Origin of the sequence: Thiobacillus sp. (assembly GCF_018780105.1) — a bacterium.
In the GTDB taxonomy this organism is placed as follows: domain Bacteria; phylum Pseudomonadota; class Gammaproteobacteria; order Burkholderiales; family Thiobacillaceae; genus Thiobacillus.
On the sequence record NZ_JADMKC010000053.1, the window covers coordinates 1 to 18,454 of the forward strand.

An 18,454-nucleotide genomic window follows, 5' to 3' on the forward strand; every position below is an offset into this window, starting at 1 on the left:
CGCTCAGTTTGCGCGGCGCTTGAATTCGTTGGTGCGGGTGTCGATCTCGATCATGTCGCCGATGTCGACGAAGGCCGCGACGGGCAGCTCGAAGCCGGTAGGCTTGATACGGGCAGGCTTCATCACCTTGCCGGAGGTGTCGCCGCGCACGGCAGGTTCGGTGTATTCGACTTCGCGGATCACGGTGGTGGGCATGTCGACCGAGATCGCCTTGCCGTCGTAGAACACCACTTCGACCGGCATGCCATCGTCGAGGTAGTTCAACGCGTCGCCGAGGTTTTCGCCTTCGACTTCGTACTGGTTGTATTCGCTATCCATGAACACATACAGCGGGTCAGCGAAGTAGGAATAGGTGCATTCCTTGCGGTCGAGCATGACCATTTCGAACTTGTCGTCGGCCCGGTAGACGTTTTCAGCACCGGACCCGTTCAAGAGGTTTTTCATCTTCATCTTGACGACAGAAGCGTTGCGGCCGGATTTCGAAAATTCGGCTTTCTGCACGACCATCGGGTCTTTGCCGACCATCACGACGTTGCCGGCGCGGAGTTCCATTGCGGTTTTCATGGGTGTCTTGTCCTGCGACTAAAGGCGCTGTGTACTGCGCAACAACGCCAAGGGGTTGGGAAAACGCGGCATTGTATTGATTCGGCACGATAAAGTCCAGAAAAACGAACGCGCGCCAGTCCTGCCCCAGCCGCGTGCTCAAACGGCCTGTGGCCGCTTGTTTTCGACAAATTCCACCAGCGTCTCGACCAGCCCCGGCTGATCGGCCAGCCGTGCCTGCCAAACTGCCGCGTGAGCGCCCAGCACGTCCCGCTGCGCCCGCCATCCGGCCCAGCACGCCGCCATGTCCGGCGCGCCAGGTACCCCGTTCCAGCACCGCCAGGCATCCCGCACCGCCTGTGCCGCAAGCGGCTCCAGGCCCTCCGTGTATAGGGCCAGCAAGGCTTCGAGCTTGTCGTGATGCACGCTTTCCGCCTGCGGATACGCCTGCCACACCAGCGGCCGCGCGGCCCACTGCGCCCGCACGCAGGAATCCTCGCCCCGCACGAAATTGAGGTCGCACGCCCACAGCAGGCGGTCGTAGTCGTCCTGGCTGGCAAACGGCAGCACCATCACCTGCAGCGCGTCGCGCCGGATGACATCGCCTGCCTGCAGCGCGCTCAAACCCAGCCATTTCGCCAGTTGCGGCAGGATGCGGCCCTCCGGCACCAGCAGCGTGACGGGATCGGCGCCGCTGCGCCAGGCGTCGAGCAGTTCCGCCAGCGCCGGGTTCTCGTACGCAAACAGCGAAATCCGCCATTCGCCGGGAACTGGCGCGGCCAGGCCAAGCGCGCGCCAGTAAGCCTCGATTTCGAGCTGGACAAATGCCGAGCGGCGCGCAAGCAGATCGCGCTCGCGCAGCAGGCCGCCGGTTTGGCGCGTATAGCCGGGAAAGAAAAAGTACTTGGTCAGCGGCAGCTGCGGGTGCGGCGAAGGCAGGCCGTGATGCGCGCCCACCCAGGACTCCGCGCTCAGATATTCGAGATTGATCCACACCGGCGGCGGCATGCGCGCGGCCATGGCCGCCACATAAACGTCGGGCAGCGTGCAACCGAAGGCCTCGATCACCGCTTCGGCCGGCTCCCCGAACACCGCTTCCTGCCGCCAGACGCAGACAGTCACCTCCTCGCACAGCTGCTGCGCGCGATCGGGCTGGATCTCCGGGCGGATCCGCTGAAACGCCGCCAGGTCGTCGACCCACAGACGCACCCGGGCGCCCTGCTCGTGCGCCAGACTGCGCGCCAGCCGCCAGCTGACGCCGATATCCCCGTAGTTATCGATAACCTTGCAGAAAATATCCCAGGTGCGCATCGGCCGCATCCTACCGCAGGAAGTGCAAGGTCCAGGGTGAGACGGGCAAAAACCACTGTTTTTGTAGGGATTTTGGGGCCAAGCACACACCAACACATGCGCGAATTCACCCTAGCCCGGATGGCGGTTTGTTCCTAATATGGAGCGCTCCCCCAAGGGAAAACGTGATGACCCAGTCCGTGATGGCTTCAGACAAAACGGAACCGGCCGCTGCTCGGCCGATCTCGATTTTAATTGTGGAAGACGAGCGCATCATCGCGCTCGATCTCAGGCAACGCCTGAACCAGCTCGGATATAGCGTGGTCGGCTCCGCGGCGAATGCGCAGCAGGCACTGGCGCTGGCGGTCGCCGAACAGCCCGATGTCGTGCTGATGGACATCCGCATCGAGGGTGAAATCGATGGCATCGCGGCAGCGCAGACGCTGTATGCTGAAACGCGGATTCCTGTAATTTTCCTCACCGCCTATGCCGACACGGAAACCCTTGAACGCGCAAAGGCGACATTGCCCTACGGCTATTTGCTGAAGCCCTGCCAGACTGCGGAACTGAACGCCGCGATCCGGATCGCGCTGGCGCGCCGCGATTCTGAACTACAACTCGAACGCAGCGAAGAACGCCAGCGGCTGGCTCTGGACGCCGGCCAGCTCGGCATCTGGGAATGGGATAGCGAGCATAACCAGTTGAGCATCGGCGGCCATCTCATCGCCATCCTTGGCGCCCCGCCCGAAGCATTTACCGAATCCTGCGATACTTTTCTGGCACGCGTGTATCCGGACGATCAAAGCAAATTGCAAGCCGCGCTGGAGCGCATGAAGACCAGCAACGAAGTACTCGATCTGGTGTTCCGCATCGTGCGCGACGACGGCGCCGTCGCCTGGGTTGAATCCCACGCCCGTGCCTACAAAGCGGCGCCTTCATCGCCCACACGGCTGATCGGGGTGCTGAAAGACGTTTCCGAACAATGCCGGATCGAAATGCAGTTGCGCCGCGCAGCTGCCGTCCTCGAAGCCACCGCCGAGGGCATTTTCATCATGGATGCTGCGCACATCATCATCTCGGTCAACCCCGCTTTCACCACCCTGACCGGCTACACCGCCGCCGAAGCCATCGGCCAGGATGCCGAAATCCTGCTCCACGCACGACGCCGGCACAGCGACGAGTTTTACCCCGCGCTGGAACATGCGCCCGCTCAGCAGTGGCAGGGTGAAATCCACTTTCAGCGCAAGACAGGCGAAATATTTCCAGCCTGGGAAAACCTCTGCCTGGTGAACGACCCGGATGGCTCGCTCGCGCATTACATCGTGGCCTTCGCCGACATCACCGCGTTGCAGGAAGCCGAAGCGGAACTGCATCATCTTGCACATCACGATCCGCTGACCGGCCTGCCCAACCGTCTGCTGTTTCAAGACCGTCTGAAGCAGGCGCTGGAGCGAGCGCAACGGCTTGGCGAGCGCTTCGCGCTGCTGTTTTTCGACCTCGACGACTTCAAAACGATCAACGACAGTCTTGGCCATGCCAGCGGCGATCTGCTGTTGCAGACAGTGGCGGAACGTCTGAACAAAAACCTGCGCCGTTCCGACACCCTGGCCCGGCTGGGCGGCGACGAATTCGTCCTGTTGCTTGAAAGCGTCAAATCATCCGAGGATTGCGCACGCATCGCGCAAATCCAGCTCAATGCACTGAGTCAGCCGCTCGAACTGGCTGGTGAGCGCGTGAGCATCTCGGCCAGTGTGGGGCTGAGCCTGTATCCGGATGACGGAAGCGATACGATGTCGCTCATCAAGGCCGCCGATACGGCGATGTACCAGGCCAAAGCGCAAGGGCGCAACCGCTTTTGCCTGTATGCCTCCGAAATGAGCACGCATGCGGCCAAACGGCTGACTCTGGAACAGGGTTTGCGGCGTGCGGTCGCGCGCGTCGGGCTCGCGGACAATGAGTTCGCGATGCATTATCAACCGCAGGTGGCGCTGGCCGATGGCCGCCTGACCGGGGTCGAGGCCTTGCTGCGCTGGAACCCACCTGACGCCGCCACGATTGAACCGAACAGATTCATTCCAGTTGCCGAGGAAATCGGCCTGATCGTTCCCATCGGCCGCTGGGTACTGGAACAGACGTGCCGTGATGCTGCCGCCTGGCAGCGCAGCGGCTGGAGCGGGCGGCTGGCAGTCAACGCCTCGCGACTGCAGTTAGCGCAAAGAGACTTCGACGAGACGGTGCGCGCAGCACTCACGGCGAGCGGCTTGCCCGCACACCAGCTCGAAATCGAAATTACCGAAACCAGCCTGATCGGTATCGAGCCCGGGATGCTCGAAAGAATCAAGGCGCTGGGGGTGCAGATTGCCATCGACGATTTTGGTTCGGGTTATTCGTCGCTCAGCATGTTGAAACACCTGCCAATCGACCGCCTCAAGATCGACCAATCCTTCGTCCGCGATTTGCCCGCTGATCCCGACGACATCGCCATTACCGAAGCCATATGCGCACTCGCCCACAGCCTGCGCCTTTCTCTCATTGCCGAAGGCATCGAGACCGCCGCGCAACTAGCGATGCTGCAAGGCATGAATTGCAACGAGGGTCAGGGCTATCTGTTTGAGCATGCGCTGCCCGCCGACGCCATTCCCGCGCTACTGGGTCGACAAGTGCCATGGGGCGCGCTGTTTGAGCGCTCGCCCGCTTGAACGCCCGTGCGCTGCAGGCGCTGTGCGCAGCGCTCGTCACGGGTTTGGGCGTGCTCATGCTGGTCGGATGGGGCTGGGATCATGGAACGCTGAAAACAATGCTACCCGGCCTCATCAGCATGAAGGTGAATGCCGCGCTCGGATTCGTACTGGGCGGCTCGGCATTGGCACTGCTGGGACGACCGCCCGGTCCCCTGCGGGATGCCGGTACGGTCTGCGCCGGCGGCTTGCTGACATTGGCGCTCGCGACCGCATTCGTACACGTCACCGGCATGACGCCCGGCTTCGATCTGACGACCAGCTTGGGTTTCGGGCTGGCCGCTGGCAGCCTGCTGATCAGCCGCAACGCCGCGCATTCGCTGCCGCGCAGCCGGATGGCGTACACCTTGGCGATCGCTGTCGCCGGATTGGGTCTGGCGGGCTACGCCATCAACGTCGAGGTTTTCTATAGCATTCCCGGCTTTGGCACATCCGCCCTTCATACGATGCTCGGACTGCTGCTGCTGGCAGCAGGATTGCTGGCGGCGGGACGCGGCGGCGTCTGGATCAAGCCGGCCGAAGCCCGGACGCGCACCGACAACCAGGCCCTGCTGGCCAGCAACGCGCTGCTGCGTTCGATATTCGAAGACGGCCCCGACGCGATCCTGGTTGTCGACAATGCCGGACAAATCGTCGAGGCCAGCCCGCGCGTCGAAAGCCTGTTCGGCTACACGCGCTCGGCGCTGCTCGGCCAGCGCATCGAAATCCTCCTGCCCGAACGCTACCGCGCCGCGCACCCGGCGCATCGCGCGGCCTTCGCTGCCGAGCCGCACGCACGCGCGATGGGCAGCGGGCTGGCGCTCTCCGGTCGCCGCGCCGACGGCAGCGAGTTCCCGATCGATGTGGTGCTCAGCCCCATCCAGGGCGGCCACGCGCAACGCACCATCGCTATCGTCCGCGACATCAGCGCCCGCCTGGAAATCGAGCAGGGACTCGCCGAAAAAACCGTGCTGCTGCAGGAAATCCACCACCGCGTCAAAAACAATCTGCAGGTCATCGTCAGCCTGCTGCGCCTGCAGGCCGATACGCTGCAGGATGCCGCGGCCCGTAGCGCTCTGGCCGACAGCCAGGCGCGCGTCCAGAGCATGGCGCTGTTGCACCAGTTGCTATACGAACACAAGGATTTTGCACGGGTCAGTCTGGACGATTACCTGCGGCAACTGGTCCAGCACGCGCAGAACAGTACGAATGCGCTACAAGTCACATTCATGCTCGATCTGGTCCCGCTCCAGCTCGACTTGCAACGCGCAGTTCCATGCGGTTTGCTGGTCAACGAACTGTTGAGCAACGCCTGCAAGCACGCTTTTCCAGACGGCAGAAGCGGAACACTGAAGGTGGAACTGCATGCGCCGGGAGATGACGGACTGGCACTGCTCGTTGTAAGCGATGACGGTATCGGCCTGCCAGCCGAAGTGGAAATCGGCCAGACCCGCTCGCTCGGTCTGCAGCTGGTTCCCCTGCTGACCGAACAGATCGGCGCCGAACTGCGCATCGTGCGCAACACCGGGACGCGCTTCGAGCTGCGCTTCCGGCCCGGCGGCTAGCTGCCGCCGCACCGCACCTACATGTTGGCGACCATCACCTCGGCAAACGCCGAGCACTTCACCTCGGTCGCGCCCTCCATCAGGCGCGCGAAGTCGTAGGTCACCTGTTTCGACGCGATGGCTTTTTCCATGCTGGCGACGATGAGGTCGGCGGCTTCGAGCCAGCCGAGGTGACGCAACATCATCTCGGCCGACAGGATCAGCGAACCCGGATTGACGTAATCCTTGCCCGCATATTTGGGGGCGGTGCCGTGGGTCGCCTCGAACATCGCCACGGTGTCGGACAAGTTGGCGCCGGGCGCAATGCCGATGCCGCCAACTTCCGCCGCCAGCGCGTCGGAGATGTAGTCGCCGTTGAGGTTGAGCGTGGCGACCACGTCGTATTCGTCCGGGCGCAGCAGGATCTGCTGCAGGAAGGCATCGGCAATCACGTCTTTGATGATGACGCCGTTCGGCAGTTCCATCCACGGGCCTTCGCCGATCAGGCGGCCGCCGAATTCGCGCGCGGCGAGTTCGTAGCCCCACTTCTTGAAGCCCCCCTCGGTGAACTTCATGATGTTGCCCTTGTGCACCAGGGTCACGGAACGGCGGTTGTTGTCGATCGCGTATTGAATGGCCTTGCGGATCAGGCGCTCGGAGCCTTCGACCGACACCGGCTTGATGCCGATGGCCGACGATTCGGGGAAGCGGATTTTGCTGACGCCCATTTCGTTCTGCAGGAAGGCGATGACTTTCTTGACCGCGTCGGTGCCCACTTCCCATTCGACGCCGGCATAGATGTCTTCGGTGTTCTCGCGGAAGATCACCATGTCGACTTTTTCCGGCGCCTTCACCGGGCTCGGCACGCCGGTGTAGTAACGCACCGGACGCAGGCACACGTACAAATCGAGCATCTGGCGCAGCGCCACGTTGAGCGAGCGAATGCCGCCGGAGGTCGGCGTGGTGAGCGGACCCTTGATCGAAATCACGTAGTCCTTCACCGCCTGCACGGTTTCTTCCGGCAGCCACTGGTCGTCGCCGTAAACCTTGACCGCTTTTTCGCCGGCATACACTTCCATCCAGGCGATCTGCTTCTTGCCTGCGTAGGCCCTGGCGACGGCGGCATCGACCACGCGGCGCATCGCCGGGGTGATGTCGACGCCGGTGCCGTCGCCCTCGATGAAGGGAATGATGGGCATGTCCGGCACGTTCAGACTGTTGTCGGCGTTGACGGTGATTTTTTGGCCTGCGGCGGGGATCTGGATATGTGTGCTCATGAAGGTCTCGAAACGTTGTTCCCTTAAATGGGTAAAATTGGGACTTTGCCCCCCACCGAAGTGTCGCGTCTTATTGTGTTCAACAAACCCTACGGCGTTCTGAGCCAGTTCACAGCCGAAGGCCGCTGGCAGGGTTTATCGGATTACCTCGCGCTGCCGGGTGTGTACGCAGCCGGACGCCTGGATGCGGACAGCGAAGGCGTGCTGATTTTAACCGATGACGGCGCACTGCAGAGCCGCATCGCCGACCCCAGGCACAAACTGCCCAAAACCTACTGGGCGCAAGTCGAAGGCATCCCCGACGAAGCCGCGCTGACCACGCTGCGCCAGGGCGTCGATCTCGGCGACTTCGTCACCCGGCCGGCAGCCGCACGCGTCATCGACGAACCCGCCGGCCTGTGGCCGCGCAATCCGCCGATCCGTTTTCGCGCAGCCATCCCGACCCGCTGGATCGAACTGGTCATCAGCGAAGGCAAGAATCGCCAGGTGCGCCGGATGACCGCCAAAATCGGCTTCCCCACCCTGCGGCTGATCCGCGCCGCGGTCGGCGAATGGACGCTGGGCGAGTTGCAACCCGGAGAATGGAAAGAATTGCATGTCTGACATCTGGTCACCCCACGTCGTCGTTGCCGCCATGGTCGAGCGCGACGGCAAGTTTCTGCTGGTGGAAGAAGAAACCGCCGAGGGCCTGCGCCTCAACCAGCCTGCCGGCCACTGGGAGCGCGGCGAAACGCTGATCGAGGCGGTGCGCCGCGAGGCGCTGGAGGAAACCGCGCATCACGTCGAACCGCAGGCGCTGCTGGGCGCTTACACCACCTACTACGAGCGGCGCGACATCACCTATCTACGCTTCGCCTACCTGTGCGAGGCGGTCGGTTTCGACCCCGACCGCAGTCTCGACACCGGCATCGTGCGCGCCGTCTGGCTGACGCCGCAGGAACTTGCCGCCAGCCGCATTCCGCCCCGCAGTCCGCTGGTGATGCGCTGCGTGCACGATGCGCTGGCCGGACACCGCTTCCCGCTCGACTTCGTGATGCACGCATGAGCACGCGCGTTGTGGTCGGCCTCTCGGGCGGCGTCGATTCCGCCGTCGCCGCCTATCTGCTCAAGCAGCAAGGCTACGACGTGCTCGGCGTGTTCATGAAGAACTGGGACGACGACGACAATACCGAGCAGTGCACCGCGCGCCAGGACTTTCTCGACGTGCTGGCGGTGGCCGACGTGCTCGGCATCGAGGTCGAGGCGGTCAACTTCGCCAAGGAATACAAGGAACGCGTGTTCAGCTACTTCCTCGCCGAATACCAGGCCGGGCGCACTCCCAATCCGGACGTGCTGTGCAACGCCGAAATCAAGTTCAAGGCCTTCCTCGAAGACGCCATCGCGCGCGGCGCCGAATTCATCGCCACCGGCCACTACGTCGGCAAGGGCATGGATGAAGCTGGCCGCGCCACCCTGCTGCGCGCGTTCGACAGCAACAAGGACCAAAGTTATTTCCTGTATCGCCTCGCGCCCGGCCAGCTTGCGCCCGCCCTGTTTCCGCTGGCGCACCTGCCCAAACCCGAGGTGCGGGAAATCGCTGCGCGCATCGGCCTGCCCAACGCCGCCAAGAAAGACAGCACCGGCATCTGTTTCATCGGCGAGCGCAACTTCCGCGAATTCCTCGAACGCTACCTGCCGCGCGACCCCGGCGACATGCGCACCCCCGAAGGCCGCGTCGTCGGCCAGCATCAGGGCCTGATGTATTACACGCTGGGCCAGCGCCAGGGCCTGGGCATCGGCGGGCAAAAGGACGGCAACGACGATCCCTGGTTCGTCGCCGCCAAGGACATGGCCAGCAATACCCTGATCGTGGTGCAAGGGCACGAACATCCGCTGCTGAAACGCAGCAGCCTCAGCGCCAACCAACTCAGCTGGATAAGTGGCGAAGCGCCCGACCCCGAACGCGCCTACACCGCCAAGACCCGCTACCGCCAGACCGACGCCGCCTGCCGCATCACCACGCTGTACGACGACACGCTGGAACTGGTGTTCGACGCACCGCAATGGGCAGTCACGCCAGGACAGTCTGTGGTGCTGTACGACGGCGAGCGCTGCCTGGGCGGCGGCATCATCGACAGCCCGGACTAAGCTGACCCGCGATTCAGTGCAGCTTGACGTGGCTTTGCACCGGTTTGCTGCTCATGCCGAGCGCGCCGGCTGCCACTTCATGGAGCAGCGGCTTCCAGATATGGTGCAGATTGCGGTCGTCCTTGGCCAGCTGCCTGGCCTGCGGGCCGGTCTCGCCGGCGCGCCCGTCCATGCGGACGGAATCGCCCATCGATGCATCCTGTGTCGCCGTCTGGAATGTCATCCTGCCTCCCGCTTGTTGCCAATAGCACGTCCAAAACACGTGTCATGCCTGCGTAACAGAGGCACGGACAAGCGGCGTAAACTCGGCACAGAACCTGCTTGTGCCCAAGCAGCGGCACCCCGTCCTGCAACCGTCGGGGGCCTGAAACCTGATTCGACTGGAGTGTTCTTCATGCCATTTCTCGGCTCATTTTCCCCTGTCATGCGTTCGCCGAAGCGAGGCACGCCATGAAAGCCGCAGTCGCCGAAGTCACCGCACGCATCGTCGCCCGCAGCGCGTCCCGCCGCGCGGCCTATCTCAGCCGCATCGACAAACTGGCCCAGCGCCCGCGCGGCAGCGACCGCATGGGCTGCGCCAACGTCGCGCACGCGTTTGCCGCGCTGCCCGGCACCGACAAGATTCGCGTGGTCGAAGAACGCTCGCCGCACATCGGGCTGATCACCGCCTACAACGACATGCTTTCCGCGCACCAGCCCTACGAAAGCTACCCGGCCCTGCTGCGGCACGAGGCGCACCACCAGGGCGCCACGCTGCAGGTGGCGGGCGGTGTGCCGGCCATGTGCGACGGCGTCACGCAAGGCCAGCCGGGCATGGAGCTGTCGCTGTTCTCGCGCGACACCATCGCCATGGCCACCGCCATCGGGCTGTCGCACGACGTCTTCGACGGCGCCCTGATGCTAGGCGTGTGCGACAAGATCGTGCCCGGCCTCTTGATCGGCGCGCTGCATTTCGGCCACCTGCCCTGCGTGTTCGTGCCGGCCGGGCCGATGGGCAGCGGGCTGTCCAACCAGGCCAAGGGCAAGATGCGCGAGCTCTACACCCAGGGGCTGGTCGGCCGCGAGGAACTGATGATTGCCGAAAGCGCCGCCTACCACGGTCCCGGCACCTGCACCTTCTACGGCACTGCCAACAGCAACCAGATGCTGCTCGAAGCCATGGGCCTGCATGTGCCGGGCGCGGCGTTCGTCCATCCCTACGACGAACTGCGCGAAGCGCTCACCCGTGAAAGCGTGCGCAGCCTGCTGGCGATGATGCCGCGCGGCCGCAACCTGCCGATCGGCAAACTGGTCGACGAAAAGGTGATCGTCAACGCCATGGTCGCCCTGCTCGCCACCGGCGGTTCCACCAATCACCTCATCCACTGGGTGGCGGTGGCGCGCGCCGCCGGCATCCAGATCGACTGGACCGACTTTGCCGACCTGTCCGCCGCGGTGCCGCTGCTGGCGCGCGTCTATCCAAACGGCAGCGCCGACGTCAACCAGTTCCAGGCCGCCGGCGGCCCCGGCCGCGTACTGCGCGAACTGCTCGACGCCGGCTATCTGCATGCCGACGTCGGCACGGCGAACGCCGAGGGCCTGCGCGCCTACACCCGCGTGCCCGCGATCGAGAACGAACACCTGGTCTGGCACGATCTGCCGCAGGCCAGCGGCGACCCCGCCATCATCCGCCCGGCCGACGAACCGTTTTCGGCCAGCGGCGGGCTCAAGCTGCTCACCGGCAACCTCGGCCGCGCAGTCATCAAGATTTCCGCCGTGCCGGACGACCGCCACGTGATCGAAGCGCCGGCGCGCGTGTTCGACAGCCAGGAAGCGCTGCTCGACAGCTATGCGGCCGGCGAACTCAGCGGCGACTTCATCGCCGTGGTGCGCTTCCAGGGCCCCAGCGCCAACGGCATGCCCGAACTGCACAAGCTCACGCCGCCGATGTCGGTGCTGCAGGGCAAAGGCTTCAAGGTGGCGCTGGTGACCGACGGCCGCATGAGCGGCGCCTCCGGCAAGGTGCCCGCCGCCATCCACGTCAGCCCCGAAGCCAGCGCCGGCGGGCCGCTCGCCAAAGTGCGCGACGGCGACCTGCTGCGCCTCGACGCCGTCGCCGGCACCCTGGAAGCCCTGGTCGATGCCGCGGTCTGGGATGCCCGCGAAGCCGCGCCGCTGCCGCCCGAGCAAAGCCTCGACAACGCCTTCGGCCTGGGGCGCGAACTGTTCGGCGGCATGCGCCGCAACGTCACCTGCGCCGAAGAAGGCGCCTGTACCTGGTTATGATCCTGTTTCCACTGATCGAGAATTGTTCATGAATCCGCTGAGCCTGGCCGACCACGGCCCCGTCATTCCCGTCATCGTCCTGCAGCGCGTGGCCGACGCCGTGCCGCTGGCCGAAGCGCTGCTCGCCGGCGGCGTCAAGGTGCTCGAAGTCACCCTGCGCACGCCGGTTGCGCTGGCCTGCATGGAAGCCATCGCGCGCAGCGTGCCCGACGCCATCCTCGGCGCCGGCACGGTGCGCAGCGCGGCGGACGCCCGGGCCGCGCGCGACGCCGGCTGCGCCTTCGCGGTGAGCCCGGGCTACACCGCCGCCCTCGGCGCCGCCTGCCGCGAGCTGGCGCTGCCGCTGCTGCCCGGCGTGGCCACCGCCAGCGAGCTGATGACCGCCCAGGCCGACGGCTACGATTTCCTCAAGTTCTTCCCCGCCAGCGCGGCGGGCGGCATCCCGCTGCTGAAAGCGCTGGCCGGCCCCTTCCCCGATGTCGCCTTCTGTCCCACCGGCGGCCTCACCCCCGACAACGCCGGCCAGTACCTCGCGCTGCCCAATGTGCGCGTGTGCGGCGGCTCCTGGCTGTCGCCGCAGGACGCCATGGCCAGCGGCGACTGGGCCCGCATCACCCGCCTCGCCCGCGAGACCGCCGCCCTGCGCAGCTGAGCGGCCCCTCCCCGCGTGCGCGCAGGCCGCGCTTGGCGGTAAAATCGCGGCTTGCGCGCCGACTGTCCGCGTGCCCACCTGCCGATTTCCCCGTACATGTCCGACACCCCTGCATCCAACTTCATCCGCAACCTCATCGACGAGCAGAACGCCGCCGGCAAATGGGGCGGCCGCGTCGAAACGCGCTTTCCGCCCGAGCCCAACGGCTATCTGCACCTCGGCCACGCCAAGTCGATCTTTCTGAACTTCGGCCTGGCGCGCGACTACGGCGGCGTCTGCCACCTGCGCTTCGACGACACCAACCCGGAAAAGGAAAGCCAGGAATACGTCGACGCCATCACCGAATCGGTGACGTGGCTGGGCTTCGACTGGGGCACGCACCTCTACTTCGCGTCGAACTACTTCGACACCATGTACGCCTGCGCCGAATACCTGATCAGCTCGGGCAACGCGTACGTCGATTCGCTGACCGCCGACGAAATGCGCGCCTATCGCGGCACGCTGACCGAGCCAGGCAAGGACAGCCCGCACCGCAGCCGCAGCATCGAAGAAAACCTCGACCTGTTCCGCAAAATGCGCGCCGGCGCGTTCCCCGACGGCGCCCATGTGCTGCGCGCCAAAATCGACATGGCTTCGCCCAACATCAACCTGCGCGACCCGGCGATCTACCGCATCAAGCGCGCGCACCACCACAACACCGGCGACACCTGGTGCATCTACCCGATGTACACCTACGCCCACCCGATCGAGGACGCGATCGAGCACATCACACACTCGATCTGTACCCTGGAATTCGAAGACCAGCGCCCGTTCTACGACTGGCTGCTCGACAAGCTCGCCGACGGCAATTTCTTCCCCCGCCCGCTGCCGCAGCAGATCGAATTCGCGCGACTCAACCTCACCTACGTCGTGCTCTCCAAGCGCAAGCTGATCCAGCTGGTCGACGAAAATCACGTCAGCGGATGGGACGACCCGCGCCTGCCCACGCTCGTCGGCGCGCGCCGCCGCGGCTACACGGCAGAAGGCTTCCGCCGCTTCACCGACCAGATCGGCGTCTCCAAGTCAGACGGCTGGATCGACTACAGCGTCTTCGAAGCCTGCCAGCGCGATGTCTTGAATGACTCCGCCCTGCGCCGCATCGCCGTGCTCGACCCCGTCAAGCTCATCATCGACAACTATCCGGACGGCCAGTCGGAAGAGTGCTTCGCCCCCAACCACCCGCAGCAGCCCGATCTGGGCAAGCGCGCCGTGCCGTTCTCGAAAGAACTGTGGATCGAGCGCGAAGACTTCATGGAAACCCCGTCCAAAGGTTACTTCAGGCTATTCCCCGGCAACTCCGTGCGGCTACGCTACGGCTACGTCGTCCAATGCACCGGCTGCGACAAGGACGCCAACGGCACCATCACCGCCGTCCACTGCGACTACCTGCCCGACACCAAGTCCGGCACCCCCGGTTCCGACTCGGTCAAGGTCAAGGGCAACATCCACTGGGTGAGCGCCGCGCACGCCATTGAGACCGAAGTGCGCCTGTACGACCGCCTGTTCAGCACCGCGCAGCCGGGCGGTGAAAGCGGCGATTTCCTGCTGGACCTCAACGCCGATTCAGTGAAAGTGATCCGCGCGCAGTTGGAGCCGGCGCTGAAGGACACCGCGCCCGAGCAGTCCTTCCAGTTCGAGCGCCACGGTTATTTTGTTGCGGATCGCGTCGATACCAAGCCGGGCGCGCCGGTGTTCAACCGGACGGTGACGTTGAAGGATTCGTGGGTGAAGGCGGAGAAGTAAGACTTGAATATGAACCAGGATGCGTGATCGCAGACTATATGTATGTCATCGAGTTCCTGATTTGTCTGAAACCCTACGATCAATCAACGGGAAGCAACAGCTCGCCGATATAATCAAGCTGTGGAACGCATACTTTCGATCAACCTCGCCCGAATCGACTGGTGTTGTGCTGAGCGCGGCATAACGCTGGACGAACTCGCGCAGGAAATCGATATTGCGCCCGCCAGTTTCGACAAGGTCATGGCGGGCACATTGGGGCTGACGTTTAACCAGTTGCGCAAGCTTGCCGAGTTCTTTGGCCGCGGCACGCTGTTCTTTCTGGAACCGGGGCCGGTCGACGAGGCCAAGGTTCACAGCCCGCAGTTCCGCACTCTCAGTAACCAGAAACCCGAATTGTCGCCCCGCTTGAAACTTTTGATCGAGCGGGTGGAGCGTCAGCGCGCGATCTTCCTCGCCCTGCGCGACGAACTCGATCCGGCGGACATGACACGCTTCGAAGCGCCAGACCTAGCGGGCCTGCGCATTCCGGATGCAGCCGCCCACGTCCGGGAGTGGCTGTGCCTAGACAAACGCAACGACTTCGACAGCTACCGACAAGCCATCGAGGCACACGGCATGCTGGTCTTCCGCAGCAACGGTTATGCGGGCAAGTGGCAGATCGCGAAGGAAAGCCCGATCCTCGGTTTTTCGCTCTACGACCCAGAATGCCCGGTCATTGTGGTGAAAAAACAGGACGCCGACACGCGCCAGAGCTTCACGCTCATGCACGAGCTTGGGCACCTGCTATTGCACCGCGCCAGTTCGATCGACGACGACAGCGATATGCATTCGCAGGAAGGCGAAGAACGCGAGGCGAACGCCTTCGCCGGGCATCTGCTAGTGCCCGATGCCTTCCTCGTAGATATTCGCGACAATCAGCGCCCCGTCGAGGTGGCAGCGTTCGACGACTGGCTGAAACCGCAACGCAAGGCCTGGGGTGTGAGCGGCGAAGTGATCCTGCGCCGCCTGCTAGACACAGGCCGCCTGCCCCCGGCGGCATATGCGGCCTACCGGCAATGGAACGCGAAGTTCCACCCCCCTGAGAAAGAAGGCGGCACCCGGGAACATCGCAACCGCGAACCCAAGCACATCTTCGGCGACGGTTACGTGCGCGTCGTGCTAGACGCTCTGAATTCGCGACGGATCACGTTGGCCAAGGCGAGCAGCTACCTGGACAACCTGAAGATCACGGACCTGCACAAGCTCGAACAACACTATGCAGGCATTTGATGCGTCTTCAATTCTCTATGCGTGGGATAACTACCCCGTCGCACAATTTCCAGGGCTCTGGGCGTGGATGGCGAATCGGGTGGCACAAGGGATGATCAGCATGTCGGTGGTCGCGATCGAGGAAGTCGGCCACAAGGCGCCGGAATGCGTGAACTGGCTCGACGAAGCCGGCATCGAGAGACTGCCCGTCACCGAAGCGATCTTGTTGGAGTCTTTGCGCATCAAGGGACTGCTGGAAATCGAAGAAGACCGGTATGGCGGTGGCGTCGACGAAAACGATTTGCTCATCATCGCCACGGCCAAGTTGCATCAACTGGAATTAGTAACGGATGAAGCATTTCAGGCGAAGCTGCCCAAGCTCAGACACAACTACAAAATCCCCGCAGTCTGTAACTTCGACACGGTCGGCGTGAAGTGGGTCGGTTTCCTCGGCTATCTCAAGCGTTCCGGCGCAGTGTTCGGTTGAACTTCAATGAATGACGCGAACCCAAAGGGGTCACCCATTAGCCGACCGCACAAACCCCCGGGTCAGGTCTTGCATTACAACATCCTCTTTCGTTTCCCATCGTTTGAAGTGTCATTGCAAGACCTGACCCCGAAGTTTCTGCGGATTAAGTGAGTGGGGTGGTCAAAAACCAACACCAAGTCTTGCCTGTTTTTTTTGTTTGCGTGCAGCAAAGCCGACCAGCCCCAAGCCTGCCAATATCAAGGCGTAGGCCTTAGGCTCGGGCACAGGAGAGAGTAGATAAGCGCGCCCAGAGCTATCGCCGGCAATGATCTGCCCCTGATCATTGATCCCATATGCGATCTGGAAATAGTCGCTCTCCAGCGTCGCCAAATCGTTCAAGTCTGTCATCCCTACCCCATTCGCGCCGGTGACAAACGCGTGATAACTCCCCGAACTACTTGTTGCCCATCCGACTACTTGCCCGCTCGTATTGATGCCCCAAGCGTCACTAAAGCAGCACCCACCGGGGAGAATACCCAAGTCGGTCATGCCTATTCCATCCGGACCGGTGATAAAGGCGTGAGCAGCGCCTTGCGAAGTGGTGGCAGCACCCACCACCCGCCCATCCTTGTTAATTCCCCTCGCGTTACTACTGACACCGCCCAAGGTGCCAAGGTCAATCATGTCGACTCCATCTAAACCGGTGATGAATGCATGATCGGCGCCGCTACTCGTGGCAGAAACGCCTACCACCTGTCCCCTGTCATTCATGTCATAGGCGCCGCTCGAAGTTCCCCCCAGGGTACCAAGATCAGTCATATCCACTCCGTTTGGGCCCGTGATGAAGGCGTGAAATGCGCCACTCGTGATGTAACTGCCCCCTGCCACCTGCCCGCTCGCATTGATAGCCACGGCAGAGCTGTTTGGCCCGCCCAATGTACCAAGGTCAGTCATGCCAAAACCGTTCAGGCCTGTTACGAAGGCATGACTGTCGCCACCGCTAGTTCCGGACCAACCCACGACCTGCCCACTTGCGTTGATGTCTCTAGCGTGACTTTGATAACCCCCCAGGGTACCAAGGGGCATCATGCTTACCCCATTTGAGCCAGTGGTAAATGCAATAGAATAGTAGGTGCCGGTGTTCGTATCACCCACTACTTGCCCATTCTCATTGATGCCATAAGCGGTACTGCCCAATCCGCAACAACCACCAAGATCAAGGACTGAATAGACTGTAGCGCTTGCTGGAGCGGCGAGTGCAAGACTTGCAGCCAGCATTAACGATTTGAGAAATACACCGAGTGCTTGAGCAACCTGTTTCATTGTTGACCTCCCCCTTATTGTTCGATTTCTAGTTTTGATCTGCGCATTTTTGTATAAGCAGTCTGCGAGCCATGACAGCAAGAAACATACCGCATGTATTAGCCGGCCAATATGTCATTGAACTGTCGGCTGTTATTGCAACTGAGAACTTGAATTAGAGTTCAAATTGTAAAATTCTTCGACAAACCAGGAAGAATTAAAGGTTCCAGGCTCGATTATTTCTTGGACGACAAAGCCTAAGCCAAGCATCAAGACCAGCAAAGCCAAGACCTAAGCCGAACGGCAACGCTCCTGCCCTAAGTTACCAGTGACCACCCCGCCCCCGGCGTGCCAAGATGGCCCGGATCAACGCCACGCCTCCCGATTCCATGCCCGCAGTCCGTATCCGCTTGCCTCTGGCCCTTGCGCTGTCGCTGGGGGTTCACGCGGGCATGGTGCTGTGGGCGGCCCGGATGCCGCCGCCTCCGGTTGCCCCGGAGCCCTTGCGGGTGACCCTCACGCTTGCGCCTGCCATTCCGCCGCCCAAGGCGGAAAGAAAGCAACGCGTGCGTGTGCTGGATGCCCCCTCGCCGCCCGCGCCCGAGAACACACCGGCCACGATGGCCGCGCCGGCCGCACCCACGGCGGAAGAATGGCAGCTCGCTTCGACCTACACGCTGAAGAACAGCAAGCGCTACCGCTACAACTGGGGCCAGCAGGTGCGCAGCATGATGGGAACGGCGGTGGCGGGCGAGCGGCAGGGGCTGGTGCGATTCCGCATCGAGATCGCGCCGGACGGCACGCTCGCCAAGGTCGATGTGCTGTGGTCAACCTCGGAGATCGCCGAGCAGCTGGCCTTGCAGGCGATTCGCGCCATGCCGCCGCTGCCGCCCACGCCGACGGGCAAGCCGCTGGTTTTCGAGAAGACCATCGCCTTTCTGCCCTTCGAGTCGGGCTGGCCGCCGATCTACAAGTACGACTGCCTGCCGGACCCGACATCGTTCAAGAACCCGTTCGCGTGGAACGCTTCCACGCCGCAAAACGTGCAGCAAGCCGGCGCGGAAGAGGCCGCGCCCTCACGCAGCGCCGCCGCGCAGACCGAGTGCCCCGATGCCGGGCCAGACTCGATCGAGGCGGAAGAAAAGGACATGGAGCGCCAGTTCAAGGAATGGGGCGCGGCGAATTTGAACGGGGCCGACTGAATTCACGGGAATGACGCCGATGGCCCGGCAGACACC

16 protein-coding genes are annotated in these 18,454 nt (G+C 63.2%); 11 read left to right on the forward strand and 5 right to left on the reverse strand.

The window, feature by feature from the left end; genetic code table 11:
* Positions 1-3: 3 nt before the first annotated feature.
* Together efp and earP are read right to left on the reverse strand one after the other, a co-directional pair.
* Complete coding sequence (gene efp, locus IV098_RS15290; RefSeq protein ID WP_296890597.1) at positions 4-564, reverse strand: elongation factor P; 561 nt, start codon at positions 562-564, stop codon at positions 4-6.
* A 138-nt stretch (positions 565-702) separates the two neighbouring features.
* Positions 703-1,854: an elongation factor P maturation arginine rhamnosyltransferase EarP gene (gene earP, locus IV098_RS15295; RefSeq protein WP_367114192.1), complete on the reverse strand. Its 1,152-nt coding sequence runs from the start codon at positions 1,852-1,854 to the stop codon at positions 703-705.
* Between the two features lie 167 nt (positions 1,855-2,021).
* Here earP and IV098_RS15300 point away from each other — a divergent pair, with 167 nt between their 5' ends.
* Together IV098_RS15300 and IV098_RS15305 are read left to right on the forward strand one after the other, a co-directional pair.
* Positions 2,022-4,532 carry an EAL domain-containing protein gene (locus IV098_RS15300; RefSeq protein ID WP_296890601.1) on the forward strand — a complete coding sequence of 837 codons (2,511 nt, stop codon included), beginning with the start codon at positions 2,022-2,024 and terminating at the stop codon, positions 4,530-4,532.
* Positions 4,529-6,115: a histidine kinase dimerization/phosphoacceptor domain -containing protein gene (locus IV098_RS15305; protein ID WP_296890603.1), complete on the forward strand. Its 1,587-nt coding sequence runs from the start codon at positions 4,529-4,531 to the stop codon at positions 6,113-6,115. Before IV098_RS15300 ends, IV098_RS15305 begins: the two co-directional genes overlap by 4 nt.
* Before the next feature lie 17 nt (positions 6,116-6,132).
* Here IV098_RS15305 and icd read toward each other — a convergent pair whose 3' ends face one another.
* Positions 6,133-7,371 (reverse strand): NADP-dependent isocitrate dehydrogenase, encoded by a 1,239-nt coding sequence (gene icd, locus IV098_RS15310; RefSeq protein ID WP_296890605.1) that lies wholly within the window; start codon positions 7,369-7,371, stop codon positions 6,133-6,135.
* 60 nt (positions 7,372-7,431) lie between these two features.
* On the opposite strand from icd, the gene IV098_RS15315 reads away from it, so the two are divergent.
* The 3 genes from IV098_RS15315 to mnmA are packed head-to-tail and all read left to right on the forward strand — an operon-like array spanning position 7,432 to position 9,498.
* Positions 7,432-7,974, forward strand: a complete 543-nt coding sequence (locus IV098_RS15315; protein ID WP_296890675.1) for a pseudouridine synthase — start codon at positions 7,432-7,434, stop codon at positions 7,972-7,974.
* The gene (locus IV098_RS15320; protein WP_296890607.1) at positions 7,967-8,416 is read left to right on the forward strand and encodes an NUDIX hydrolase; all 450 of its coding nucleotides are present in this window, start codon (positions 7,967-7,969) and stop codon (positions 8,414-8,416) included. The genes IV098_RS15315 and IV098_RS15320 overlap by 8 nt, the downstream gene beginning before the upstream one ends.
* The gene (mnmA, locus tag IV098_RS15325; RefSeq protein ID WP_296890609.1) at positions 8,413-9,498 is read left to right on the forward strand and encodes a tRNA 2-thiouridine(34) synthase MnmA; all 1,086 of its coding nucleotides are present in this window, start codon (positions 8,413-8,415) and stop codon (positions 9,496-9,498) included. Before IV098_RS15320 ends, mnmA begins: the two co-directional genes overlap by 4 nt.
* A gap of 13 nt (positions 9,499-9,511) precedes the next feature.
* Here the strand turns inward: mnmA and IV098_RS15330 are convergent, their stop codons facing one another.
* Positions 9,512-9,688, reverse strand: a complete 177-nt coding sequence (locus IV098_RS15330; protein WP_296890611.1) for a hypothetical protein — start codon at positions 9,686-9,688, stop codon at positions 9,512-9,514.
* Positions 9,689-9,948: 260 nt separating this feature from the next.
* Between IV098_RS15330 and edd the strand changes: the two genes are divergently transcribed.
* From edd to IV098_RS15355, 5 genes are all read left to right on the forward strand, one after another.
* A complete protein-coding gene (gene edd, locus IV098_RS15335; protein ID WP_296890613.1) occupies positions 9,949-11,763 on the forward strand; it encodes a phosphogluconate dehydratase in 1,815 nt (604 codons plus the stop codon).
* A 28-nt stretch (positions 11,764-11,791) separates the two neighbouring features.
* A complete protein-coding gene (eda, locus tag IV098_RS15340; RefSeq protein WP_296890615.1) occupies positions 11,792-12,415 on the forward strand; it encodes a bifunctional 4-hydroxy-2-oxoglutarate aldolase/2-dehydro-3-deoxy-phosphogluconate aldolase in 624 nt (207 codons plus the stop codon).
* A gap of 96 nt (positions 12,416-12,511) precedes the next feature.
* Positions 12,512-14,197 (forward strand): glutamine--tRNA ligase/YqeY domain fusion protein, encoded by a 1,686-nt coding sequence (locus IV098_RS15345; protein WP_296890617.1) that lies wholly within the window; start codon positions 12,512-12,514, stop codon positions 14,195-14,197.
* Positions 14,198-14,317: 120 nt separating this feature from the next.
* Positions 14,318-15,466 (forward strand): ImmA/IrrE family metallo-endopeptidase, encoded by a 1,149-nt coding sequence (locus IV098_RS15350; RefSeq protein WP_296890619.1) that lies wholly within the window; start codon positions 14,318-14,320, stop codon positions 15,464-15,466.
* Positions 15,453-15,932 carry a DUF4411 family protein gene (locus IV098_RS15355; RefSeq protein WP_296890621.1) on the forward strand — a complete coding sequence of 160 codons (480 nt, stop codon included), beginning with the start codon at positions 15,453-15,455 and terminating at the stop codon, positions 15,930-15,932. Before IV098_RS15350 ends, IV098_RS15355 begins: the two co-directional genes overlap by 14 nt.
* Positions 15,933-16,094: 162 nt before the next feature.
* On the opposite strand, the gene IV098_RS15360 is transcribed toward IV098_RS15355, so the two are convergent.
* Entirely contained in the window at positions 16,095-17,237 is a 1,143-nt protein-coding gene (locus tag IV098_RS15360) for a PEP-CTERM sorting domain-containing protein (RefSeq protein WP_296890623.1), read from the reverse strand.
* A gap of 335 nt (positions 17,238-17,572) precedes the next feature.
* On the opposite strand from IV098_RS15360, the gene IV098_RS15365 reads away from it, so the two are divergent.
* The gene (locus tag IV098_RS15365; RefSeq protein ID WP_296890625.1) at positions 17,573-18,418 is read left to right on the forward strand and encodes an energy transducer TonB; all 846 of its coding nucleotides are present in this window, start codon (positions 17,573-17,575) and stop codon (positions 18,416-18,418) included.
* The last annotated feature ends 36 nt before the right edge of the window (positions 18,419-18,454 follow it).